This window comes from Microbacterium sp. X-17 (genome assembly GCF_039615055.1).
This window is the reverse complement of record NZ_JBDHNI010000001.1, coordinates 1,604,531-1,627,091: the sequence shown is the minus strand read 5'-3', so window position 1 is coordinate 1,627,091 and position 22,561 is coordinate 1,604,531. Positions and strand designations below refer to the sequence as shown.

Annotated in this window: 17 protein-coding genes and 1 pseudogene; 5 read left to right on the top strand and 13 right to left on the bottom strand. The window is 72.5% G+C overall.

The window, feature by feature from the left end; genetic code table 11:
- Nucleotides 1–8: 8 nt before the first annotated feature.
- Both dnaJ and hrcA read right to left on the bottom strand, forming a co-directional pair.
- On the bottom strand, nucleotides 9–1,121 hold the full coding sequence (gene dnaJ / locus ABCS02_RS07875; RefSeq protein WP_345835032.1) for a molecular chaperone DnaJ: 1,113 nt from the start codon (nucleotides 1,119–1,121) through the stop codon (nucleotides 9–11).
- Between the two features lie 49 nt (nucleotides 1,122–1,170).
- A complete protein-coding gene (hrcA, locus tag ABCS02_RS07870; protein WP_345835031.1) occupies nucleotides 1,171–2,187 on the bottom strand; it encodes a heat-inducible transcriptional repressor HrcA in 1,017 nt (338 codons plus the stop codon).
- 219 nt (nucleotides 2,188–2,406) lie between these two features.
- On the opposite strand from hrcA, the gene ABCS02_RS07865 reads away from it, so the two are divergent.
- A complete protein-coding gene (locus ABCS02_RS07865; RefSeq protein ID WP_345835030.1) occupies nucleotides 2,407–2,958 on the top strand; it encodes a DUF4870 domain-containing protein in 552 nt (183 codons plus the stop codon).
- A gap of 122 nt (nucleotides 2,959–3,080) precedes the next feature.
- Nucleotides 3,081–3,470 (top strand): DUF4870 domain-containing protein, encoded by a 390-nt coding sequence (locus ABCS02_RS07860; protein ID WP_345835028.1) that lies wholly within the window; start codon nucleotides 3,081–3,083, stop codon nucleotides 3,468–3,470.
- Here ABCS02_RS07860 and hemW read toward each other — a convergent pair.
- The 4 genes from hemW to ABCS02_RS07840 all read right to left on the bottom strand — a co-directional run bounded on the left by hemW (nucleotide 3,463) and on the right by ABCS02_RS07840 (nucleotide 8,568).
- Nucleotides 3,463–4,704, bottom strand: a complete 1,242-nt coding sequence (gene hemW, locus ABCS02_RS07855; protein ID WP_345835027.1) for a radical SAM family heme chaperone HemW — start codon at nucleotides 4,702–4,704, stop codon at nucleotides 3,463–3,465. The two genes, ABCS02_RS07860 and hemW, sit on opposite strands and share 8 nt — an antisense overlap.
- Nucleotides 4,704–5,351: a DUF1990 domain-containing protein gene (locus ABCS02_RS07850; protein WP_345835026.1), complete on the bottom strand. Its 648-nt coding sequence runs from the start codon at nucleotides 5,349–5,351 to the stop codon at nucleotides 4,704–4,706. The genes hemW and ABCS02_RS07850 overlap by 1 nt, the downstream gene beginning before the upstream one ends.
- A gap of 43 nt (nucleotides 5,352–5,394) precedes the next feature.
- Nucleotides 5,395–7,245 carry a translation elongation factor 4 gene (lepA, locus tag ABCS02_RS07845; RefSeq protein ID WP_345835025.1) on the bottom strand — a complete coding sequence of 617 codons (1,851 nt, stop codon included), beginning with the start codon at nucleotides 7,243–7,245 and terminating at the stop codon, nucleotides 5,395–5,397.
- Between the two features lie 111 nt (nucleotides 7,246–7,356).
- Nucleotides 7,357–8,568: an amidohydrolase gene (locus ABCS02_RS07840; RefSeq protein WP_345835024.1), complete on the bottom strand. Its 1,212-nt coding sequence runs from the start codon at nucleotides 8,566–8,568 to the stop codon at nucleotides 7,357–7,359.
- 78 nt (nucleotides 8,569–8,646) lie between these two features.
- On the opposite strand from ABCS02_RS07840, the gene ABCS02_RS07835 reads away from it, so the two are divergent.
- Nucleotides 8,647–9,531: an NAD-dependent epimerase/dehydratase family protein gene (locus tag ABCS02_RS07835; RefSeq protein ID WP_345835023.1), complete on the top strand. Its 885-nt coding sequence runs from the start codon at nucleotides 8,647–8,649 to the stop codon at nucleotides 9,529–9,531.
- A gap of 159 nt (nucleotides 9,532–9,690) precedes the next feature.
- Nucleotides 9,691–9,951 (top strand): 30S ribosomal protein S20, encoded by a 261-nt coding sequence (rpsT, locus tag ABCS02_RS07830; RefSeq protein ID WP_345835022.1) that lies wholly within the window; start codon nucleotides 9,691–9,693, stop codon nucleotides 9,949–9,951.
- A gap of 106 nt (nucleotides 9,952–10,057) precedes the next feature.
- On the opposite strand, the gene holA is transcribed toward rpsT, so the two are convergent.
- From holA to pabB, 5 genes and pseudogenes are all read right to left on the bottom strand, one after another.
- Complete coding sequence (gene holA, locus ABCS02_RS07825; RefSeq protein WP_345835021.1) at nucleotides 10,058–10,999, bottom strand: DNA polymerase III subunit delta; 942 nt, start codon at nucleotides 10,997–10,999, stop codon at nucleotides 10,058–10,060.
- A gap of 722 nt (nucleotides 11,000–11,721) precedes the next feature.
- Nucleotides 11,722–13,011, bottom strand: a pseudogene (locus ABCS02_RS07820) (ComEC/Rec2 family competence protein); the annotation flags it as partial.
- Nucleotides 13,012–13,568: 557 nt separating this feature from the next.
- Nucleotides 13,569–14,222, bottom strand: coding sequence for a helix-hairpin-helix domain-containing protein (locus ABCS02_RS07815; RefSeq protein ID WP_345835020.1), 654 nt, complete (start codon nucleotides 14,220–14,222; stop codon nucleotides 13,569–13,571).
- A 112-nt stretch (nucleotides 14,223–14,334) separates the two neighbouring features.
- Nucleotides 14,335–16,923 carry a leucine--tRNA ligase gene (gene leuS / locus ABCS02_RS07810; protein ID WP_345835019.1) on the bottom strand — a complete coding sequence of 863 codons (2,589 nt, stop codon included), beginning with the start codon at nucleotides 16,921–16,923 and terminating at the stop codon, nucleotides 14,335–14,337.
- 84 nt (nucleotides 16,924–17,007) lie between these two features.
- A complete protein-coding gene (gene pabB, locus ABCS02_RS07805; RefSeq protein ID WP_345835018.1) occupies nucleotides 17,008–18,378 on the bottom strand; it encodes an aminodeoxychorismate synthase component I in 1,371 nt (456 codons plus the stop codon).
- A 55-nt stretch (nucleotides 18,379–18,433) separates the two neighbouring features.
- On the opposite strand from pabB, the gene ABCS02_RS07800 reads away from it, so the two are divergent.
- Entirely contained in the window at nucleotides 18,434–19,219 is a 786-nt protein-coding gene (locus tag ABCS02_RS07800; protein ID WP_345835017.1) for an aminotransferase class IV, read from the top strand.
- Nucleotides 19,220–19,232: 13 nt separating this feature from the next.
- On the opposite strand, the gene cydC is transcribed toward ABCS02_RS07800, so the two are convergent.
- Nucleotides 19,233–20,948 carry a thiol reductant ABC exporter subunit CydC gene (cydC, locus tag ABCS02_RS07795; protein ID WP_345835016.1) on the bottom strand — a complete coding sequence of 572 codons (1,716 nt, stop codon included), beginning with the start codon at nucleotides 20,946–20,948 and terminating at the stop codon, nucleotides 19,233–19,235.
- The gene (gene cydD, locus ABCS02_RS07790) at nucleotides 20,935–22,560 is read right to left on the bottom strand and encodes a thiol reductant ABC exporter subunit CydD (protein ID WP_345835015.1); all 1,626 of its coding nucleotides are present in this window, start codon (nucleotides 22,558–22,560) and stop codon (nucleotides 20,935–20,937) included. Before cydD ends, cydC begins: the two co-directional genes overlap by 14 nt.
- Nucleotide 22,561: the final 1 nt, after the last annotated feature.

Sequence of the window (22,561 nt, the reverse complement as noted above, 5' to 3'; positions counted from 1 at the left end):
TCCGCCCGTCAGAGGTTGAGGAACCGGTCGCGGAGCTTCGCGAACAGGCCCTGCTGGAAGCGCGCGAGCGACGGCTCCGGGTTGTGGTGGGTGGAGGCGAACTTCTTGATGAGCTCCTTCTCCTTGTGGTCGAGCTTCGTCGGCGTGACCACCTGGATGCCCACCCGCAGGTCGCCGCGGCCGCTGCCGCGCAGGTGCGTGATGCCGCGATCCTTCACTGAGACGATGTCCGCGCTCTGGGTGCCGGGCTTCAGCTCCAGGCGGATGTCGCCGTCCAGCGCCTTCACGGTCGCGGTGGTGCCGAGGATGGCGTCCGTCATCGAGAGCTCCAGCGTGCAGAGCAGGTCGTCGCCGTCGCGGCTGAACACCTCGTGGTGCTTGACCTTGATCTCGAGGTACAGGTCGCCGTTCGGGCCGCCGGCGGGACCGGCCTCGCCCGAGCCCGGCATCTGCAGCCGCAGGCCGGTGTCGACGCCGGCGGGGATGTCCACCGGCACCGAGCGGCGCGCGCGGACGCGGCCCTGGCCCTGGCAGGTGACGCATGGCGTGGCGATGACGGTGCCGTAGCCGCGGCAGCTCCCGCACGGGCTCGAGGTCATCACGTTGCCGAGCAGCGAGCGCACCGAGCGCTGGATGCTGCCGGTGCCGTGGCAGATGTCGCAGGTCACAGGCGCCGTGCCGGGCTGGCAGCAGGAGCCGCCGCAGGTCTCGCAGACCACCGCGGTGTCGACGTCCAGGTCGCGGTGGGTGCCGAAGACGACCTCCTCCAGGTCGACCTCCACGCGCAGCAGGGCGTCCTGGCCGCGCTCGCGACGGGAGCGCGGGCCGCGGGTGGCGCCGCCCCCGCCGCCGAAGAAGGTCTCGAAGATGTCGCCGAAGCCGGCGAAGTCGCCCGCTCCCCCGCCGCTGAAGCCGCCGGAGCCGCCCAGGTCGTACTGCTGCCGCTGCTGCGGGTCGCTCAGCACGTCGTAGGCGTGAGTGACGAGCTTGAAACGCTCCTGCGCCTCGGAGCTCGGGTTGACGTCCGGGTGCAGCTCGCGCGCGAGCCGGCGGTACGCCTTCTTGATCTCGTCGGGGGTGGCGTTGCGGTCAACGCCGAGTACTTCGTAGTGGTCGGCCACGTAAGGCTGTTCCTTCTGTTCGGTGCGTCGGAGTTCGTGAGGTCTGGGGTCAGTCGCCGAGGAGGCGGGAGAGGTAACGTGCAACGGCGCGGACCGCCGCCATGTTCCCCGAGTAATCCATTCGGAGCGGGCCGAGCAGGCCCACGCGGGCCAGGTCGGAGCCGGAGCTGTACCCGCTCGACATGACGGAGGTCTCGGTGAGGCCGATGACGGCGTTCTCGCGGCCGATGCTGACCGCGACGCCGTGCTGGTCGAGCGCCATCTCGTCGAAGAGCCGCAGCAGGACGACCTGCTCCTCGATGGCCTCCAGGACGGGTGTGATGGATCCGGGGAAGTCGGTCTCGGTGCGCGCGAGGTTGGCGGCGCCCGCCATGACCAGCTTGTCCTGCCGGTTGGCGGCGATCTGGTCGAGCAGGGCGCCGGCGACCGGCGCCACGAGAGCGCGGGTGCGGTCGGTCAGGTGCTCCGGGAGGTCGCGCAGCCGCACCGCCGCGTCGGTCAGCGAGAGGCCTGCGGCCGCGCCGTTGATCGCGCCGCGGATCTCGGCGATCTCGGCGTCGTCCAGCTCCTCCTGCAGCTCGATCACGCGCTGCTCCACCGCTCCGGAGTCGGTGATCAGCACGCTCAGCAGCCGGCGGGAGCCGAGCGCCACCAGCTCGATGTGCCGGATGCGCGAGCGCGCCACCGACGGGTACTGCACCAGGGCGACCTGGTTGGTGAGCTGGGACAGCAGCCGGACCGTGCGCGAGAGCACGTCGTCCACGTCGACCGACTGGCCGAGGAACGCCTCGATCGCGGTGCGCTGCGCCGCCGACAGCGGCCGGGCCTCCGCGAGGTGGTCGACGAACAGCCGGTAGCCCTTGTCGGTCGGCACCCGGCCGGACGAGGTGTGCGGGGCGACGATCAGCTCCTCCTCTTCCAGGAGGGCCATGTCGTTGCGGATGGTCGCCGCCGAGACGCCGAACGCGTGCCGCTCCACGATGCTCTTGGAGCCGACCGGCTCCCGCGAGGCGACGTAGTCCTGCACGATGACGCGGAGCACTTCGAGACTGCGTTCCGAGACCATGCGAACCGCCTCCTGTCGTCGCTTCGGCACCCGAGGATCGAGCACGGGAGGACATCGGGCGCGCTGGCACTCGATGAACCTGAGTGCTAATCATATCGCGTCGTCGTGGGAGGGCGGTCATGACGCGACACGGATCATTTACCGCGCGGCTCCCGAGCAGTACCCTGTGCGCACCGGCTCAGGAAAGCCCCCGCAGCCGCCCACGAAAGGGTTCTCCTCATGTCAGACCCGAACCAGCCCCCGGCCGACGGCCAGGGCGAACAGCCTCCGCAACAGCCGTACGGGCAGCAGCCGTCCGGAGCCGCTCCCGGCCAGCCCGGCGCCGTGCCTCCGCAGCAGCCCTACGGAGCCCCGGCCGGTCAGCCCGCCGGCGCCGTCCCGCCGCCGCAGCAGTACGCGAGCGCCGCGGCCGCGCCCCTCGACCCCGCACAGGACAAGCAGTGGGCGTCGTTCGCCCACCTCGGCGGGATCCTCTGGTTCCTCCCCTCCCTCATCATCTGGCTCGTGTTCAAGGACAGGGGCCAGCTGACCAACCAGGAGGCGAAGGAGGCGCTGAACTGGCAGATCACCTGGATCCTGGCCTGGGTCGTCTCCCAAATCCTCGGCGTGATCATCGGCACGTTCACGTTCGGCATCGGGTACCTGCTGTTCAGCCTCCTCATCCCGTGGGTGCTGTACATCATCAACCTGGTGTTCTCGATCCTCGGCTTCGTGCGCGTGAACAGTGGAGGGACCTACCGGTACCCGCTGAACTTCCGCTTCATCAAGTAGTGCGCCGCAGCGACGGGCGCGGGCGGCCGATCCCGGAAAAGGCTCTCGGCTCCTTCTCAGGATCACCGTCCGCCCCCTAGGCTGAGACCCGTCATTCCCACTCACCGGAGGAGAACACGACCATGTCCGCAACGCCCCCGCCCCCGCCGCCGCCCCCGCAGCAGCCGTACGGAGGTCAGCAGCCGCAGTTGAGCCCGGCAGACGAGAAGCTGTGGGCGACGCTCATCCACGTGGGCGGCATCCTGTTCAGCTTCATCCCCGCGCTCGTCGGCTACCTCGTGCTGAAGGACCGCGGCCCGTTCATCCGCTCGCACACCGCGACGGCGCTGAACTTCCAGATCACGCTCGCGATCGCGTACGTGGTCGGGCTCATCCTGAGCATCGTCGGCATCGGCGTCATCATCCTGCTGGCCGTGTGGGTGCTGAACATCGTCTTCAGCATCATCGCTGCGATCAAGGCGAACCAGGGCCAGTTCTACACCTACCCGATCGCGATCCGCTTCCTCAGCTGACGCGCTCGTCCTCGGCGAGCAGCCGTCGCACGACGGCGTCCGCCAGCAGCCGCCCTCGCAGGGTCAGCACCACCGACCCGGCGAGGGCGGCTTTCGCGTCCACCAGGCCGTCGGCGATCAGGCCGGCGACGGAGCGGCGTCCCTCGGCGGTGAGCTCGTCGGTGCGCAGCCCCTCGCGGATGCGGGTGAGCAGCAGCACGCGCTCCACCCGCCGGGTCTCGGCGTCGAGGGTCTCGCGGCCGGCGGCGGGCGACTCCCCCGCCAGCACGCGCTGCGCGTACGCGGCGGGATGCTTCACGTTCCACCAACGCACGCCGCCGACGTGGCTGTGCGCGCCGGGTCCGACGCCCCACCAGTCGTGCCCGAGCCAGTAGGCCAGGTTGTGCCGGGAGCGGTGTGCTTCATCGGTCGCCCAGTTGCTGACCTCGTACCAGCCGTACCCCGCCGCGCCGAGCCGGGCGTCGGCGAGCTCGTACATGTCGGCCTCCAGGTCGTCGTCCGGCTCCTGGATCGCGCCCGAGTGGATCTGCCGCGCCAGCTTCGTGCCGGGCTCCACGATCAGCGCGTACGCCGAGACGTGGTCGGGCTCGCACGCCAGCGCGGCGTCGAGGGAGCGGGACCAGTCGTCGAGGGTCTCGCCCGGCGTGCCGTAGATGAGGTCGAGGCTGACCTGGAGGCCGGCCTCCCGCGCCCAGCGCACGACGAGCGGGACGCGCTCGGGATCGTGCGTGCGCTCCAGCGTGGCGAGCACGCTCGGCACCGCGGACTGCATCCCGAACGACACGCGCGTGAAGCCGGCGTCGGCCAAGCGCCGGAGGTCGTCCGCGTCGACCGAGTCGGGGTTGGCCTCGGTGGTGACCTCGGCGCCGTCCGCGATGCCCCACGCGTCGCGCACCGCGCCGAGCATCGCGCCCAGGTCGTCGGGCGGCAGCAGCGTCGGAGTGCCGCCGCCGAAGAACACGGTGGACACCTCCCGGGCCGGGACCCTGCTGCGCTCCAGCGCCTCGCGCGCGAAGCCGACCTCCCGGACAGCGTGGCCGGCGTAGTCGGACTGGGCGACACCGCGCAGCTCGGTGGCGGTGTACGTGTTGAAGTCGCAGTAGCCGCAGCGCACCCGGCAGAACGGGACGTGCAGGTAGACGCCGAAGTCGCGCCCGGCGGCGCCGTCGGCCGTGCTCGCCGGGAGGAGGCCGTCCGCGGGAGCCGGATCGCCGAGCGGGAGGGCGCCGGGCATCAGGCCGCCCGCGCGGGCAGCAGCGAGCGCAGGTACCGCTTGGTGAACCGCGCCTGAACGGCGCGCAGGACGGGAGAGGTGAGCCGGTAGAACGCGTTGGACGGCCGGGAGAAGGCACGCAGCACGAACCACACGGTCCCGTCGTCGCGCATCTCGACCAGGAAGGCCTCCTCGCCGCTCTCGGGGTGCCCCTTCAGCGTGCCGTACGCGAACCCGCGCCGGTGCGGCTCGTCCACCACGTACACGACGCGGCAGGGCGCGGACACCTTGAACGGCCCGAACGGCACCTTCAGCACGGCGGTCATCCCGTTCTGGATGAAAGGGGTGCCGTCGTCGGCGAACACCGCCTCCGCCTCCTTGTGCTCCCGCATCCGCTTCGGGGTGCCGTCCGCGTCGAACTCGATGCCCTCATACTGGACGCCGGTGCCCTCGTTGACCTCGGTGACGCGGATGCCGCTGTTGCGCTGCACGCCCCAGGTCATCAGCACGGCCGCCGCGGTCTCGAACCGCTCCTCGCCGCTTCCCAGCCGCACCTTCCGCTCCAGCGGCCGGTAGCCCTTCGGCGGATAGTAGAGCAGGTCAGCGGCCTGCGTGCCGCCGATGAACCCGTACGTGACGGGCTGGTCGGTGAAGCTGGTGCGGCGCATGCCTTCTATCCTGCGGCAAACGTGCCCCAACCGCGAACCCGGGCTACTTCTTGTCCTTTTTCTCGGTGTCGCCGGAGAGGGCGGCGATGAAGGCCTCTTGGGGGACTTCGACGCGGCCCACCATCTTCATGCGCTTCTTGCCCTCCTTCTGCTTCTCGAGGAGCTTGCGCTTGCGGGTGATGTCGCCGCCGTAGCACTTGGCGAGCACGTCCTTGCGCATCGCGCGGATGTTCTCGCGCGCGATGATCCGGGCGCCGATCGCGGCCTGGATGGGGACCTCGAACTGCTGGCGCGGGATGAGCTCCCGCAGCCGGCCGGCCATCATCGTGCCGTACGCGTACGCCTTGTCGCGGTGGACGATCGCGCTGAACGCGTCGACCGTCTCGCCCTGCAAGAGGATGTCCACCTTCACCAGGTCGGCCTCCTGCTCGCCGAACGGCTCGTAGTCCAGCGACGCGTAACCCGCGGTGCGGCTCTTGAGCTGGTCGAAGAAGTCGAAGACGATCTCGCCGAGGGGCATCGTGTAACGGATCTCGACGCGATCCTCGCCGAGGTACTCCATGCCGAGCAGAGTGCCGCGGCGGCCCTGGCAGAGCTCCATGATGACGCCGACGTAGTCCTTCGGCGCGAGGATGGCTGCCTTCACGACCGGCTCCTCCACCTTGTCGACCTTGCCGCCGGGGAACTCGCTCGGGTTGGTGACGGTGACGACCTTCTTGTCCTCGGTCGTCACCTCGTAGACCACGCTCGGCGCGGTGGTGATCAGGTCGAGGCCGAACTCGCGGGACAGGCGCTCGGTGATGATCTCCAGGTGCAGGAGGCCGAGGAAGCCGCAGCGGAAGCCGAAGCCGAGCGCGACCGAGGTCTCCGGCTCGTAGACGAGGGCGGCGTCGGACAGCTTGAGCTTGTCGAGCGCCTCGCGGAGCTCCGGGTAGTCGCTGCCGTCGATCGGGTACAGGCCCGAGAAGACCATCGGCTTGGGCTCGGTGTAGCCGGGGAGGGCGTCGGTCGCGGGCTTCGCCGCCGTGGTGATGGTGTCGCCGACCTTGGACTGGCGGACGTCCTTCACGCCGGTGATCAGGTAGCCGACCTCGCCGACGCCGAGGCCCTTCGAGGGGGTCGGCTCGGGGGCGGATACGCCGATCTCCAGGATCTCGTGCGTCGCCTTGGTCGACATCATCTGGATGCGCTCGCGCGGGCTGAGCTTGCCGTCGACCATCCGGACGTACGTCACCACGCCGCGGTAGCTGTCGTAGACGGAGTCGAAGATCATGGCCCGGGCGGGAGCGTCGGCGACACCGACGGGCGCGGGGATCTCCTGCACGACCCGGTCGAGCAGCGCCTCCACGCCCATCCCGGTCTTGCCGGAGACGCGCAGCACGTCCTCCGGGCGGCCGCCGATCAGGCTGGCGAGCTCCTGCGCGTACTTCTCCGGGTCCGCGGCGGGGAGGTCGATCTTGTTGAGCACCGGGATGATCGTGAGGTCGTTCTCCAGCGCCAGGTACAGGTTCGCGAGCGTCTGGGCCTCGATGCCCTGCGCCGCGTCCACGAGCAGGATGGCGCCCTCGCACGCGGCGAGCGACCGGGACACCTCGTAGGTGAAGTCCACGTGCCCCGGAGTGTCGATCATGTTGAGCGCGAACGTGCCGCCCTCGACGGCCCACGGCATCCGCACGGCCTGGCTCTTGATCGTGATGCCGCGCTCGCGCTCGATGTCCATGCGGTCGAGGTACTGCGCCCGCATGTCACGGTCGGAGACCACCCCGGTGATCTGCAGCATCCGGTCGGCCAGCGTCGACTTACCGTGGTCGATGTGCGCGATGATGCAGAAGTTGCGGATGGAGGCCGGGTCGGTCGCGGCGGGCTCGAGGGGCTTCAGGGCTCGTGGTGACATTGTGCGCTCATTCTCCCACGAACCGCACCCGCGCCCCGAACCGCCGAGTACGCGCGAAATCAGCCGAGAACCGCCGAGTACGCAGAGAATCCGCGTACTCGGCGGGTGGGGTCAGGCGAAGCGCTCGGTGACGTGCGGGGCGCCGTCCTCCCAGCGGTAGACCTCGGCGCCGTCGATGACGACCAGCTCGGCGCGGGAGTTCACATCCAGCGGGTCCCCGGACCAGACGACGATGTCGCCGTCCAGGCCCGGCTTCAGGGCGCCGACGCGGTCGTCCAGGCCGAGGAACGACGCCGGATTCACGGTCAGGGCCTCCAGCGCGGTCTCCCGGGGCAGCCCCTCCTTGACCGCGAACGACGCCTGATGCACGAGGAAGTTGATCGGGACGACCGGGTGGTCGGTCGTGATCGCGACGCGGACGCCGGCGGCGGCGATGTGGGCGAGGTTGCCGATGGCGCGGTCCCGCAGCTCGACCTTGGAGCGGGAGGTGAACATCGGGCCGAAGATGACCGGGATGTCGCGCTCGGCGAGCACGTCGGCGATCTTGTGCGCCTCGGTGCCGTGGTTGACGACGAGCTTGTAGCCGAACTCGTCGGCGAGCCGGATCGCGGTCGCGATGTCGTCGTGACGGTGGGTGTGCTGGTCCCAGACCAGCTCGCCGTCCAGGACGCGGGCCAGGGTCTCCTTGGTGAGGTCGCGCGCGAACGGCTTGCCGTCCCGCTCGGCCTCGGCCCGGGACGCGGCGTAGTTCTGCGCCTCCACGAACGCCTCGCGGATGATCATGGCGACGCCGAGACGCGTGCTCGGGGTCTGGTTCTTGCCGCCGTAGACGCGCTTCGGGTTCTCGCCGAGCGCGGACTTGACGCTGACGGCCTCCTTGATCACCTGCTCGTCGATCGTCCGGCCGCCCCAGCTCTTGATCGCGACGGTCTGGCCGCCGATCGGGTTGCCGGAGCCGGGCTTCACGACGATCGCCGTCACGCCGCCCGCGAGCGCGTCGCGGAAGCCCTCGTCGTCGATGTTGACCGCGTCGATCGCGCGCACGGCAGCCGTGTTCGGCGTGGTCATCTCGTTGGTGTCGTCGCCGGCCGGACCGTTGGCCTCCTCGTGGATGCCGACGTGCCCGTGCGCCTCCACGAAGCCAGGGAGCACCCACTTGCCGCTCGCGTCGACCACCCGGACGCCGTCCGGCACGGCGACCTCGGCCGCCGGGCCGACCGCGGTGATCGTGCCGTCCTCGACGAGAACCGTGCCCTTCTCGATCGGGTCTCCGGCGACCGGGACGACGTAGGCGTTGACGATGGCGATGCTGGCACGAGTCATGGGGTCGAGCCTACGCTCCGCGGGAGGCCCGGCGCGGGCGTCGGGAATGGGCGCGGGCCCGCTGCGTTGTCCCCTGACATGACCATTCTCCTGACCGGCTCGACCGGCTACATCGGATCCTCCGTCCTCCCCCGCCTCCTCGAAGAGGGCCACGGTGTCACCGCGCTCGTCCGCGGCGAGGCGAAGGCCGACGCGGTGCGGGCCGCCGGCGCCACCGCCGTGGTGGGTGACGCGACCGACGTGGAGCTCGTGACCCGGCTGGCGCGCGAGAGCGACGGGGTCATCCACCTGGCCTCCGGCCACGACGTCGACCCGGTGTTCATCCCGGCCGTGCTGGAGGGGCTCGCGGGCTCGGGCAAGCCGTTCGTGCACACCGGCGGCGTCTGGACGTACGGCTCGAACGCCGACATCGCCGAGGACTCCCCCGCCGCGCCTCCGGCGATCACCGCATGGCGCGGTGCGACGGAGGCGCTGGTGCTCGGCGCGGCCGGCGTCCGCGGGACGGTCGTCGTCCCGTCGATCGTCTACGGGCACGGCGCTGGGCTCGCCCGCGTGATCGTGGACGCGCCGCGCGACGCCGGCGACGACGCGCCCCTGCGGCTGATCGGCGACGGGACGCAGCACTGGCCGACCGTGCACGTGGACGACCTCGCCGCCCTCTATGTGCTCGCGCTGGAGAACGGGACGGCAGGCTCCGTGTACATCGGCGCGAGCGGCGCCAACCCGACCGTGCGGGAGCTCGGGGAGCTCGCCGCGGCCGCCGCGGGGGCCTCCGGGGTCGCGGCGGAGACCGTCGCCGAGACCGAGGCACGGCTGGGCGCGGGCCTCACCGAGGCGCTGCTGCTCGACCAGCAGGCGCGCGGCACGAAGGCGCGGATCGACCTCGGCTGGGAGCCGAACGGCCCGGCGCTGGTGGACGAGATCGCGACCGGGAGCTACGCGCCGGAGTTCGCGCGCTCCTGAGCGGCGAGGCTCTCCTCTCAGGCGTTTTGGTGGAACTGTCGGCCGCTGGTAAAGTGGTTTGTTGGCTTGCGTGTGGGTGTCCCGCACGAACGCCGCAAGGCGCCCTCTCTCGCTGAGCGGCAACATCCGATTACTCACTTCGAACGAAAGTAACCATTCGTGGCAAACATCAAGTCGCAGATCAAGCGCAACAAGACCAACAAGAAGGCGCAGGAGCGCAACAAGGCGGTCAAGAGCCAGCTGAAGACCGCCATCCGCGCCACGCGCGAGGCCGTCGTCGCCGGCGACAAGGAGAAGGCGACCGCGGCGCTGCGTGTCGCGGCCAAGCGCATCGACAAGGCGGCCAGCAAGGGCGTCATCCACAAGAACCAGGCGGCGAACCGCAAGTCGGCCATCGCCAAGCAGGTCGCCGCGCTCTGACGCAGTGACCGCTCGCGGGACCTGTCCCGCGCCGCGACGAGCCCCCGCCCCGTACCCACGGGAGCGGGGGCTCGCTGCATGTGCGGGGTGGGCGCGGGCTCGCGCCTCAGGCGCGGCCGCGGGCGCTGACGATGCGGATCATCCGCTCCAGTGCGAACACCGGGTCGCGGCCGCCGCCCTTCACGTTGGCGTCGGTCTCGGCGAGCACCTCGATGCAGCGGCCGAGGCCGTCCTCGGTCCAGCCGGACAGGTCGCGCCGGGCACGGTCGACCTGCCACGGCGCGAGTCCGAACTGCTGTGCGAGCTGACCCGATCCGCCGCGCGCGCCCGAGATCTTCGCCATCGTCCGGATCTTGCTCGCGAACGCGGCGACCATCGGAACCGGGTCCGCGCCGGAGGCCAGCGCGTGACGCATCGTCACCAGCGCCTCGCCGTAGCGGCCGGCGATCGCCTGGTCCGCGACCTGGAACGCGTTGGTCTCGACCCGTCCGCCGTAGTACTTGTCGACCGTGGCCTCGGTGATCTGCTCGGCCGCGTCGGAGATGAGCTGCTGGCAGGCCGCGGCGAGCTCGGCCAGGTCGTCCGTGAACGCGGATGTCAGCGCCCGGAGGGCGCCCGGCGCGATCTTGCGGCCGGCGGCGGCGAACTCCGCCTGGGCGAAGTCGTACTTCTCGGTGTCCTTCTTGAGCTCGGCGCAGACGACTTCCACGCCTCCGCCGCCTCCCGCGCGGATCGCGTCGAGCAGCTTCTTGCCGCGGACCCCGCCCGCGTGCCGCAGGACGACGACCGTACCGTCGGCCGGAGCCTCGAGGTAGTCGAGCATCTCGGTGAGGAACCCGTCCCCGGTCTTCTCCACCGCGTCGACCCGGATCAGCCGCGGCTCGCCGAACAGGGAGGGGCTCGCGAGCGTGAGCAGCTCCCCCGGCGCGTAGTCCGCCGCCGAGATGTCGCTGACCTCCAGGCTCGGGTCCTCCTGCTTGAGGCGGTCGCGCAGCAGCCGCGTGGACCGGTCGGCCAGGAAGCCCTCCGTTCCGGAGACGAGGACCACCGATGCCGGGCGGATCTGGTTCCAGGCGAGCTGCGGGATCGCGCTCTTGGCGGGGGCACCGCCCGCCCGGCCTCGCGAGCCGCCGGAGCCGCCCCTGCTGTTGCTTCGTGTCGCCACGTTCCTCCTCGTCCGTATAAAGGATAGAGGGGACCACCGGCAGAGGCCGTCGTGGCGGAGTCCTCCCGCTCGCCCCAGAGCCGCGGGCCGTCCGTGCCGGCGGACACCAGCAGGAGGCCCGACCGGTCGGTGCGGGCGGTGACGGTGCCGGACTGGGCGAGCAGCTCGAAGGCCCGGCGCGTCGGGTGGCCGTAGCCGTTGTCCTCCCCGACCGAGAGCAGACCGAGGCGCGCCTGGATGGCGCCGTAGAGCGCCGCGCTCTGGTCGGCGGACCCGTGGTGGGCGACCTTCACCACGTCGACCGTGCCGAGCGCGCCCGTCGCCTGGAGCTGCTCCTGCTCGGGTTCGCCGAGGTCGCCGAGGAACAAGCCGGTCAGGCCGGTCCCCTCCGTGCGGACGACGAGGCTCCCGGGGTTCCCGCTCAACGCGGTCTCCCCCGGCCCCGGCGATGGAGGCCAGACGATCCGCCAGCGCAGCGCGCCGAGCGCGCCTCCCGTCCCCGCGTGGGCGTGCTCCACCGCGAGCCCGGCTGCCGCCAACCGGTCGATCAGGGCGTGGTCGGACGGACGGCCGGCCTGGCCGACGATCGCGCGGCGGGTCCGGCCGAGCACCGCGTCGGCGCCGCCCACGTGGTCGATGTCGAAGTGCGTCAGGAGGACCCAGTCGAGCCGGCCGATTCCGAGCGTGTCCAGGCAGTCGGTCACCGGCTGGGGATGCCGCCCGACGTCGATGAGGCCGATGTGGTCGCCGTCGCGCAGCAGGAGGGCGTCGCCCTGGCCGACGTCGCACGCGGCGTACACCCAGTCCGCCGGGCGTCCCCAGGCGCGTCCTGCGCCGATCCCGCCGAGCGCTCCCGCGTAGACGGTCGCGCCGCCGAGGAGTCCGGCCGCGGCCACGGCTACCACGGCTCGCGGAAGCCGAGCACGGGCGGCGAGGAGCGCGACCGCGACGAGGGCCAGCACACACAAGGTCACGCCCACGATCCCGTCGGGCCACGGCAGCGCCGCTCCGGGCAGGCCGGCCGCGAACCGGGCGACGGCCGCGATCAGGGCGGAGGGCAGCCACGCCAGCCACACGACGACCTGGCCGAGCGCCGGCGCCCAGGTCAGCGTCAGGCAGGCGACGCAGCCCAGCACGGTGGCGACGGGCGCGGCAGGCTCGGCCACCAGGTTGGCGAGGACCCCGAACAGCGGAAGAGTCGGCGTCAGGAGGATCAGCACCGGCTGGCACGCGAGCTGCGCGGCCAGCGGCACCGCGAGCGCGAACGCCGCGCCTCGCGGCAGCCACCTCCCGAGGATGCCGGCGAGCGGCCGGGCGAGGACCAGGAGACCCGCGGTGGCGAGCACCGAGAGCGCGAAGCCGTAGTCGCGCGCGAGCCAGGGGTCGTGGACGAGCAGTACGACCACCGCGAGGGCGAGTGCGGGGAGGCCGTCGGCGACGCGGCCGCGCGCGAGGCCCACGAGGACCACGGCGGCCATCGTCGCGGCACGGATCACGCTCGCCCCCGGCCCGACCAGCACGACGAACGCCGCCAGCGACGCACCCGCCACCAGGATGCGCCCACGACGGCCGACGCCGGCCAGCCGTGCGAGCAGGAAGACGAGCCCGGTCACCAGCGCGCAGTTGGCCCCGGAGACGGCGGTGAGGTGGCTGAGCGCGCTCACTTTCATGGCGTCGTCGAGGTCGGGGCCGACGTTCGTCTCGTCGCCGATGGCGAGTCCGGGCAGGAGTGCGCCGCCGTCGCCGGGGGTCTCGGAAGCCGCGGCGGCGAAGGCGGCGCGGATCGGCGCCGGCCAGGCGAGCCACCACGGCGGGGGCTCGCGGACGTCGGGCGCGGCGGTGGCGCGGAGGGTGAAGGTGGTGGCCTCCCCTGGCTCGTTCGGGCGGACGCTCATGCTGCCGGCGATGATCGTGCCGAGGGTGAAGGCGCGGACGGAGTGGGACGTGCCCGGGATGAGGACGGAGACCGGGACGCCGGCGTGGATCGGGTCGGGATCGGCTGCGGTGTGTGACGGGGTGGCGCCGGCGACGGTGGTGCCGCGCAGGCGCCAGCGGTCTGCGCCGTCCAGGCCGGGAGCCGCGCGCTTCGGGGCGCTTTCGACGCGGAGCGCCACGTCGACGGTGCCGTGGCGGGTGGAGGCGGCTTCGAGCGTCGGGTCGGTGCGGCCGGGTGCGAGTGCTGTGATGGAGGCGGCGCCGAGTGCGACGGCCACCAGGGAGATGGCGACGGCGGGCCAGGGGCGGCGGGAGGCTCGCCGTGGCCGTCTCCCCGGGATGCTATCCACGCTCCGTCTCCCACCCCGGCGGCCACCCACGATCGCCACCGCCAGCGCGGCCACTGCACCCATCCCGGCCACCAGCGCCACTCCCGGCATCGCCCCCGCGACCCCCACACCCACCCCGCAGCACACCCACAAGGCGGCCGCCGGGATCGCCAACCGCACGTCCGGCATCAGACCGTCACCTTGTCCTTGAGGCCGTCGAAGAGTTTCTGGCCGATGCCGGTCACCTTCAGGAGGTCGGTCACTGCTGCGAAGCGGCCGTTCGACGTTCGCCAGTCGATGATGCGCTGGGCCATCGCGGGGCCGATCCGTGGGAGGGACTCCAGCTGGGCGGTGGAGGCCGTGTTCAGGTCGACCAGGGCGCCATCGCTCGCGGGGCCGCCTGCCGTGTCGGAGGCGGGGCCTTCCGCGACGGCCTCCCCGACCAGTGGCGCGCGCAGCTGCTCGCCGTCATGGAGACGGCGTGCGAGGTTCAGGCCGGCGGGGTCGGCTCCGTCAGCGAAGCCGCCCGCGGCCTCCACCGCGTCGACCACCCGTGCGCCGGGGGCGAGCCGGATCAGGCCCGGCTTGTTCACGGCGCCGGAGACGTGCACGAAGAGTTCAGTTGAGGAGCCGTCCGCGGCGGCGCCGGGCGTCGTCGCGGAAGAGGGATACGACGACGCCGGCGATGTGCCCGCCGCCACCGGCAGCTCCCGGCCGCCGCTCAGTCCCGACACGATCGCCGCCACCACGAACGCGCCGACCAGCAGCACCGTCGCCGCTCCGATCCCGACCTTCAGCCGGCGCGACGGCGCCCGTTCCGTGTCCTCGTCCCGATGTCGCATCCCCTCACGCTACGAACGCGGCAGGCGCGTGAACGGGCGAAGTACGAATCAGTGGATAAACGGCGGCGGCGGCCCTCCTGTGGAGGACCGCCGCGCAACGAGAAACCGGGACTCAGCCCCGCGTCGCGATGTTCACCAGTCGCGGCGCCCGCACGATCACGTTCACGATCTCGCGGTCGCCGATCGAGCGGACCACGGCCTCAGACCCGCGGGCCAGCGCCTCCAGGTCGTCGGACGCGATCTTCGGGGACACCTCGGCGCGGTCGCGGACCTTGCCGTCGACCTGGAAGACGGCGGTCACCGACTCCTCGATCAGCAGCGTCGGGTCGGGCTTGCGCCACGGCACCAGCGCGACCGACGGCTCGTAGCCCAGGGTCGCCCACATGTCCTCCGCGGTGTACGGCGCGAAAAGGTTCAGCGCCATCGCGGTGACCTCTGCGGCCTCGCGGACCGCGGCGTCGGCCGGGCCGGCGGCGCCGTCGATCGCCTTGCGGGTGGCGTTGACCAGCTCCATCAGGCGTGCGACGACGACGTTGAACTTGAACGCCTCGATCAGGCCGGGGGCGTCGGCCAGGAAGCGGTGCGTGACGCGTCGCAGCGCCGGGTCGCCGGTCTTCCAGACCACATCGGGCGCGCTCGTGACGTCGTGCGCCACGCGCCAGGCCCGCGCCAGGAACTTCGCGCTGCCGGACGGCGAGACGTCCGCCCAGTCGATGTCGTCCTCCGGAGGCCCGGCGAACGCCATGGTCAGGCGGACCGCGTCGACGCCGTGCTCGTCCAGCTGCTCCGCCAGCTTCACCAGGTTGCCGCGGGACTTGCTCATCGCGGAGCCGTCCATCAGGACGAGGCCCTGGTTCAGCAGCGCGGTGAATGGCTCGGTGAAGCTGATCGAGCCCAGGTCGAACAGCACCTTCGTGATGAACCGCGCGTACAGCAGGTGCAGGATGGCGTGCGTCACGCCGCCCACGTACTGGTCGACCGGCGCCCACTTCTCCGCCTCGCGGGGGTCGAACGCCTGGGTGGCGTCGTTCGGGTTCAGGAAGCGCAGGAAGTACCACGAGCTGTCCACGAAGGTGTCCATCGTGTCCGTGTCGCGCTTGGCCGGGCCGCCGCAGTTCGGGCAGGCCACGTTGACCCAGTCGGTCGCGCCGCCCAGCGGGCTGGTGCCCTTGGGCTGCAGGTCCAGGCCCTCCGCCGGCGGCAGCAGCACCGGCAGCTCGGACTCGGGCACCGGCACCTCGCCGCACTCCTCGCAGTGGATGATCGGGATGGGCGTGCCCCAGTACCGCTGGCGCGAGATCAGCCAGTCGCGCAGGCGGAAGTTCTTCGCCGGCGCGCCCAGGCCGGAGCCCTGCAGCGCCTCGGTGACGCGGCGGATCGCGTTCGACTTGCTCAGCCCGTCGAACGGGCCCGAGTTGATCAGGCGGCCCTCGCCCGTCAGCGCGACGCCGGTCTCGGCCGGGCTCTCCAGCGGTGCGTCCTCCGGCAGGATCGGCTCGCCGGTCTCCGGGTCGGTGTGGATGATCGGGATGGCGCCGGTGACCGGCTGCGTCGTGTCCACCACGACCCGCACCGGCAGATCGAAGGCGCGCGCGAAATCCAGGTCGCGCTGGTCGTGCGCGGGCACCGCCATGATCGCGCCGTGGCCGTAGTCGCTCAGCACGTAGTCGGCGGCCCAGATCGGGATGCGCTCCCCGGTCAGCGGGTTGACCGCGTGCCGCTCCAGGAAGACGCCCGTCTTCTCGCGATCGGTGCTCAGGCGGTCCATCTCGGTGGTGCCGCGCACGGCCTCCAGGTACTCGTCGAAGCGCTCCTTGACCTCCGGGCGCACGTCGGCGACCAGCTCGGCGGCCAGGTCGGAGTCGGGAGCGACGACCATGAAGGTCACGCCGTACAGCGTGTCGGGGCGGGTCGTGTAGACCGTCACCGGCTCCTCGCGGCCCTCGATCGCGAACTGCACGTCGGCGCCGGTGGAGCGGCCGATCCAGTTGCGCTGCATGGACAGCACCTTGGACGGCCAGGCGCCCTCCAGCTGGTTCAGGTCGTCCAGCAGCCGGTCAGCGTAGTCGGTGATGCGGAAGTACCACTGGGTCAGCTTCTTCTTCGTGACCAGGTTGTCGCAGCGCTCGCAGCGCCCGTTCACGACCTGCTCGTTCGCCAGCACGGTCTGGTCGAAGGGGCACCAGTTGACCTGGGAGGCCTTGCGGTAGGCCAGGCCCTTCTCGTGCAGCTTCAGGAACAGCCACTGGTTCCAGCGGTAGTAGCCGGGGTCGCTGGTCTGCAGGACGCGGTCCCAGTCGAAGCTGGGCGCGTAGCGGCGCATCGACGCCTTCTGCTGGGCGATGTTGTCGTTGGTCCAGCCGGCCGGGTCGAGCCCGCGCTTGATCGCGGCGTTCTCGGCGGGCAGGCCGAAGGAGTCCCAGCCGATCGGGTGCAGGACGTTGAAGCCCTGGTGCCGCCAGTACCGGGCGATGACGTCGCCCAGCGCGTACGCCTCGGCGTGACCCATGTGCAGGTCGCCGGAGGGGTACGGGAACATGTCGAGCACGTACTTGCGCGGACGCTTGTCGTCGGGGTCGGCCGTGGAGAACGGCTTCAGCTCGTCCCAGACCGGGAGCCAGCGGTTCTGGATCTCGGTGAAGTCGTAGTGCGCGCCGGCCTCGCGGACCGGTGCGGGTGCTGCATCGTGCTCGTGTGCCACTGGACTCTCTCTCGGATGTCGCCGCGGCCCGGACGGGCGTCGCGACGAGAAGGCATCGGGCGCGCGGCCCGAGCTTCCAGGTTACTAAACGTTGGAGGGGTCCGGTCCGTTCCCGGGAGGGCGGAGGCCGGCGGCGCGGAACAGGGCGGCGGCCTTGATGGCGACCTCCTCCAGCTCCTCGGCCGGGACCGAGAGCGCGGTGATCCCGCCGCCCGCGCCGATCGTGACCAGTCCGTCGCGGAACCGCAGGCTGCGGATCACCATCGCGACGTCCGCGGAGCCGTCGGCCGCGAGCACGCCGAAGCAGCCGGAGTAGACCCCGCGCGGGCCGTCCTCCAGCCCGGCGAGGATGCGCATCGCGGACAGCTTGGGCGCGCCGGTCATCGAGCCGGCCGGGAAGGCAGCCGCCAGCGCGTCGACCGCGGTCAGGCGGGGGCGCAGCCTCCCCTCGACCGTGCTGACGAGCTGGTGCACCTGCGCGTAGCTCTCGACCTCCAGCAGGTGCCGGACGCCGACACTGCCGACCTCGCACACCCGCCCGAGGTCGTTGCGCATGAGGTCCACGATCATGACGTTCTCGGCCTGCTCCTTCTCGCTGGCCTCCAGCTCGGCGCGCAGCCGGAGGTCCTCCGCGATGGTCGCGCCGCGAGGGCGGGTGCCCTTGATCGGCTTGGTGCGGACGTGGCCGTCGGGGGTGACGAGGAGGAACTGCTCGGGCGAGGAGCTCACCATGGACTCGCCGGCGATGCGGAGGAACCCGGCGTGGTGGGCCGGGCTGTCGCGGCGCAGGCGGAGGTGGACGGCGAGCGGGTCGGCGGTGGTGGCGGCGGTCGCGGTGTTGGTGAGGCAAAGCTGATAGGCGTCGCCGGCGCGGATGGCGTCCTGGCAGGCGGCGATCATGGCGAGGTATTCGGGGGCGGAGTGGCGCCAGGTGGGGGCGGCGTCGTCCACCACCGGATGCGCGGTCGCATACCGCGCCGCCGCTCCCTCCGCGTCGGCCAGCACAGCGACCGCCTCCCGCAGCCATTCGCCCTCCGCCGTCGCGTCCACTACGGTCGCCGAGCCGTCCGTGTGGTCGAACACCACGAGCCGGTCCACGTGCAGGAACGCCGCGTCCAACCCCGGCCCCGCCGCGTACGGCACCCCGAGCGCCGCGGCGCCGGTCTCGTAGCCGAGCCAGCCGATCCAGCCGAGCGGGTAGCCGTGCGTTGCGGTCGGCTCCGCGCGCAGCGCCTCCAGGATGCTTGCGTCGACACTCCGGCCGTCGACCGTCACCCTCGCCCCGGCCACGGACGCCGTGGCCATGCGCGTTCCCGTGCCGATGACGCTGCGGCCGGTCTCCGCGTCGGGGCCGCTGTCCAGCCAAACCGCGTCGCCGGTCGCGAACAGCGCCGCGAAGGCGTCGGCCGGGTCGACGGGGGCGCGCAGGCGGTGTGTTCGGGGGGACGGAAGCACCCGACCAGTCTGCACCAGGCCGCATCGACAGCGCGGCTGGCGTTAGCCTGAGCGGATGGACACCACGGCCACCCTCTACGACTGGGCCGACGGCGCGCTCACCGTCCGCGACGACTGCGAGGTCGTGGAGACCGAACTGCTCGCGGCCGACTCCTACCTGGTGGCGGAGGGGCGCGTCCTGGCCCTCGGGCTCCACCGGGAGCGTTTCGCCGAGACGGCGCGCGAGCAGGGCTTCCGCGACGCCGGCGCGCTTGCCGCGTTCTGGGAGGCGGGGGTCGGGATGCTTCCCGGCGACGGACGCTGGTTCCCGCGCTTCGAGCTGGTGCGGGCGCGGGACGCCCTGCGGCTCCGCTTCCGGCTCCGCACCGCGCCCCCGCTCGGCTCCGACCTGGTGGTGGCGACCGCCGCGACCGACCCGCGCAAGATGCCGCACCTGAAGGGCCCGGACATCGACCGGCTGAACGCGCTCCGCCAGCAGGCTCAGAAAGTGGGGGCTCAGGAGGCGGTCATCCTGGACGACGGACGGGTGTCCGACGGCACGACCACGGCGCTGCTCTGGTGGCGCGGCAACACGCTCTGCGCGCCGCCGTTCTCCCTGGCGCGCGTGGACAGCGTGGCCGCGCGGACCGTTCGCGGGATCGCCGCCGCCGTCGGCGTGCCGGTCGAGGAGGAGGCGGTGCGGCCGTCCGAGCTCGACGGCGTCGCGCTGTGGGCGGTCAACGCGCTCCACGGGATCCGCGACGTGACGGTGTGGGTGGACGGCCCGGCGCTCGGCCACGACCCGGCGCGCACGGCGGCGTGGCGGTCGCGCTTCGGGGCGCTGGCGCGGCCGATCCGCTGACGGGCGGGCGCGCTCACACGAGCGTGCCCGCCTCCATCCGGATGCGCCGCGTCACCAGCCCGTCCGGCACCGCGGTGTGCGAGATCAGCAGCACCGTGCGGCCGTCGTCCGCGGCCGTGGTGAGGATGTCGCGCACGATCCGGCCGGCGACGGCGGCGTCCACGTTGGCTGTCGGCTCGTCGACGACCAGCACCGGGAAGTCCGCCAGCAGGGCCCGCGCGAGCGCGATCCGCTGCGCCTGACCTCCCGAGACCAGTGCGCCGCGCTCGCCGACCGGGCTGGTGAGGCCGCCGCGGGCGCGGGTCCACTCCCCCAGGCCGACCCTGTCGAGCACGGCGAGCAGTTCCTCGTCGGTGGCGGTGTCGCGCGCGAACAGGAGGTTCTGCCGCAGGTCGGAGTCGAACAGGTACGGCTGCTGCTCGACCAGGCCGACCACGCGCCGCACGTCGTCCTGGCGCACGCCGCTCACCTCCACGCCGTCGATCGCGTAGCCGCCGTCCAGATCGAGGAACCGGGTCAGCACGTGCGCGAGCGCCGTCTTGCCCGCGCCGGTCGGGCCGGTGAGCACCACCCGCTCCCCCGCATGCAGCACGAGGTCGATGTCCCGGAGGACCGAGGTGTCCTCTCCCGGCCAGTGCGCCGTGCGGAGGCTCAGCGCCACGTCGGGCGCAGACGTCACGGTCAGCGCAGCCGCGTCGGGCGCGTCCACCGGCACGCCCTGCGGCACCGTCGCGGGCACGGTGTCCGCGATCCGCTCGGCGCTCGCCCGCACCCGCCGCAGCGCGCCGAAGGCCAGCGGGAGGGTGCCGAACACCTCGAACACCGCCAGCGGCAGCAGCGCGACGACCGCGAGGGTCGGCGCGTCCAGGTGGCCGGCCTCCAGCGCGCGGATGCCGGTGGCGAGCGCCAGGACGGTCGCGACGCCCGCGAGGAGCGACACGGCGCCCGCCGTCAGGCCGAGCCCGGCCGCCCGGGTGCGCGCCGCCGCGGTGAGCCGCGCGCTCGCCGCCCGGACGCGCTCGCGCGCCTGGGGCAGCGCGTCGAAGGCGATCAGGAGGTCGAGTCCGGTCACCAGCTCGTGCAGCGCGGAGGCGAGCGCGGCGCGCAGCGGGGCGATCCGGCGCTCGGCCGAGCCGGCCGCCCAGCGGTTGACCAGCGTGCCGACCACGAAGGCCGCTGCGAGGGTGAGCAGCAGGGCGACCCCGGCGGCGGGCAGCAGCACGAACGCGGCGACGGAGCTCGCCAGTACGACAACGCCTCCGGACACCAGCGGCTGGACCACCCGGAGCGCGTAGTCGGGGAGCTCGTCCACGTCGTCCGCCAGCCGCGCGAGCAGCTCGCCGCCGCGTGCCTGCCCGTCGCTCCGGTCGCCTGCCCCCACGCCGTCCGGGCCGAGCGGCACCAGGCGGGCGAACAGGTCCGCGCGGATGTCGCCGAGCCGGCGGAAGGCGGCGTCGTGGCCGGCGAGCCGCTCCAGGTAGCGGAAGAACGCACGGCCGAGCGCGAAGGCGCGCACGCCGACGACGGCCATCGAGATGTACAGCAGGGCGGGCTGCTCGGAGGCGCGCGTGATCAGCCACGCCGAGACGCCGAGGAGGGCGACCGCGCTTCCTCCGCTCAGCGCGCCGAGGGCGATCGCCGCCCACAGCCGTCGCGCCGGAGGCAGCGCGAGCCGGAGGATCCGGCGGGTCCGGTCCCGGTCGGTCGGCACGGTGTCAGAGCCGGACATCGGACAGCACCCCCACCGTGAGAACGTCATCGGCGGCGGCCACGACCGCCTCCCGGTGGCTGACCACCAGGACGGCCACCCCGTCGTCGGCGACCGCCCGCAGCGACGCCAGCAGCGCCCGCTCCGTCGCCGCGTCGAGGGCGGAGGTCGGCTCGTCCAGGATCAGCACCCGACAGGACCGCGACCGCAGCCGGTACAGCGCCCGCGCGACGGCGACCCGCTGCGCCTGCCCGCCCGACAACCCCGTGCCGCCCGCCCCGACCGGGAGGTCCGGGTCGAGCTCCGGCGCGGCGGCCGCGCGCAACGAGGCGACGACGAGGGCGTGGTCCGGCGCCGGGTCGCCGAGCGCGACGTTCTCCGCGATGGTGCCCGCGTGCAGCCCCGGCTTCTGACCGGCCCAGGCGATGGCCTCCCGTCGCCCCGCGGCGTCGGCGCGACCGCCCGCCGCGATCGTCCCGCTGTGCGCTGCGAACCCCAGCGTCGCCGCGACGAGGCTGGACTTGCCCGCCCCGCTCGGCGCGCTCAGCACCGCGAGCGTGCCCGGCCGCACCGCCGCGGAGAACGGCCCGACCACCGCCCGTCCGTCGTACGACACCGCGACCTCCGAGAACACCAACCCGGTCGCCTCCGCGCGCGCGGCCGGCTCCGGAACGACGTCCTGCGCCGCGTCCAGCACCTCGAACGCCTTCGACGCGGCCTCGATCCCCTCTGTCGCCGCGTGGTAGCTCGCGCCGACGTTCCGCAGCGGCAGGAACGCCTCCGGCGCCAGCAGCAGCACGAACAGCCCGACCGACAGGTCGAGCGAGCCGCCGAGCAGCCGCAGTCCGATCGCGACGGCGATCAGCGCGACAGAGAGGCTGGCGGCGAGCTCCAGCACGAACCCGGACAGGAACGACATCCGGAGCACCTTCATCGTGCGCGCCCGGTACGCCTCGCTGACCTGCCGGATCCGCGCCTCCTGCCGGTGCTGCCGACCGAACAGGGTGAGCGTCGGGAGGCCGGCGACGACGTCGAGGAAGCCGCGCGAGAGCGTCGAGAGCGCCGTCCACTGCTTCTTCTGCGCCGCCTGCGTCGCCCAGCCAACCAGGACCATGAACACCGGGACGAGCGGGAGGGTGAGCACGAGGATGATCCCGCTGGTGAGGTCCTGCCAGCCGATCACGAGCACGAACAGCGGCATCGCGACCGCCGTGCCGACGAGCTGCGGGAGGTACTTGGCGAAGTAGCCGTCGAGCGCGTCCATCCCCCGGCCGGCGACGAGCGTCAGGTCGGCGCTGCTCCGTCCGGCGAGGCCCTGCGGCCCGAGCCGTCCGAAGGCGTCGACGAGTTGCTCGCGGAGCTGCCCGACGACCGTCGCACCGCCGCGCGCCGCCACCGACTCCGCCAGCCAGAGCAGCACGCCGCGCACGACCACCACCAGCACGAGCCCCGCGAAGAGGGCGCTCAGCTCCGCGAACGGCGCCCCGGCGATCGCGCGCACGACCAGCCGGGTGACCAGCCAGGCGAACGCCACCACGGCCGCGGTCTGCAGCACCGTGACGAGCGCGCCGGTCGCGAGCGTGACGCGGGTGGCGGCCGCGTAGCGGAGGAGGCGGGGATCGAGCGGGCGCACG

Coding starts and splice junctions, on each gene's coding strand:
- hrcA (WP_345835031.1), bottom strand. CDS start 2,187: ATGGTCTCGGAACGCAGTCTCGAAGTGCTCCGCGTCATCGTGCAGGAC.
- ABCS02_RS07865 (WP_345835030.1), top strand. CDS start 2,407: ATGTCAGACCCGAACCAGCCCCCGGCCGACGGCCAGGGCGAACAGCCT.
- ABCS02_RS07860 (WP_345835028.1), top strand. CDS start 3,081: ATGTCCGCAACGCCCCCGCCCCCGCCGCCGCCCCCGCAGCAGCCGTAC.
- hemW (WP_345835027.1), bottom strand. CDS start 4,704: ATGCCCGGCGCCCTCCCGCTCGGCGATCCGGCTCCCGCGGACGGCCTC.
- ABCS02_RS07850 (WP_345835026.1), bottom strand. CDS start 5,351: ATGCGCCGCACCAGCTTCACCGACCAGCCCGTCACGTACGGGTTCATC.
- lepA (WP_345835025.1), bottom strand. CDS start 7,245: ATGTCACCACGAGCCCTGAAGCCCCTCGAGCCCGCCGCGACCGACCCG.
- ABCS02_RS07840 (WP_345835024.1), bottom strand. CDS start 8,568: ATGACTCGTGCCAGCATCGCCATCGTCAACGCCTACGTCGTCCCGGTC.
- ABCS02_RS07835 (WP_345835023.1), top strand. CDS start 8,647: ATGACCATTCTCCTGACCGGCTCGACCGGCTACATCGGATCCTCCGTC.
- ABCS02_RS07815 (WP_345835020.1), bottom strand. CDS start 14,222: ATGCGACATCGGGACGAGGACACGGAACGGGCGCCGTCGCGCCGGCTG.
- ABCS02_RS07800 (WP_345835017.1), top strand. CDS start 18,434: ATGGACACCACGGCCACCCTCTACGACTGGGCCGACGGCGCGCTCACC.
- cydC (WP_345835016.1), bottom strand. CDS start 20,948: ATGTCCGGCTCTGACACCGTGCCGACCGACCGGGACCGGACCCGCCGG.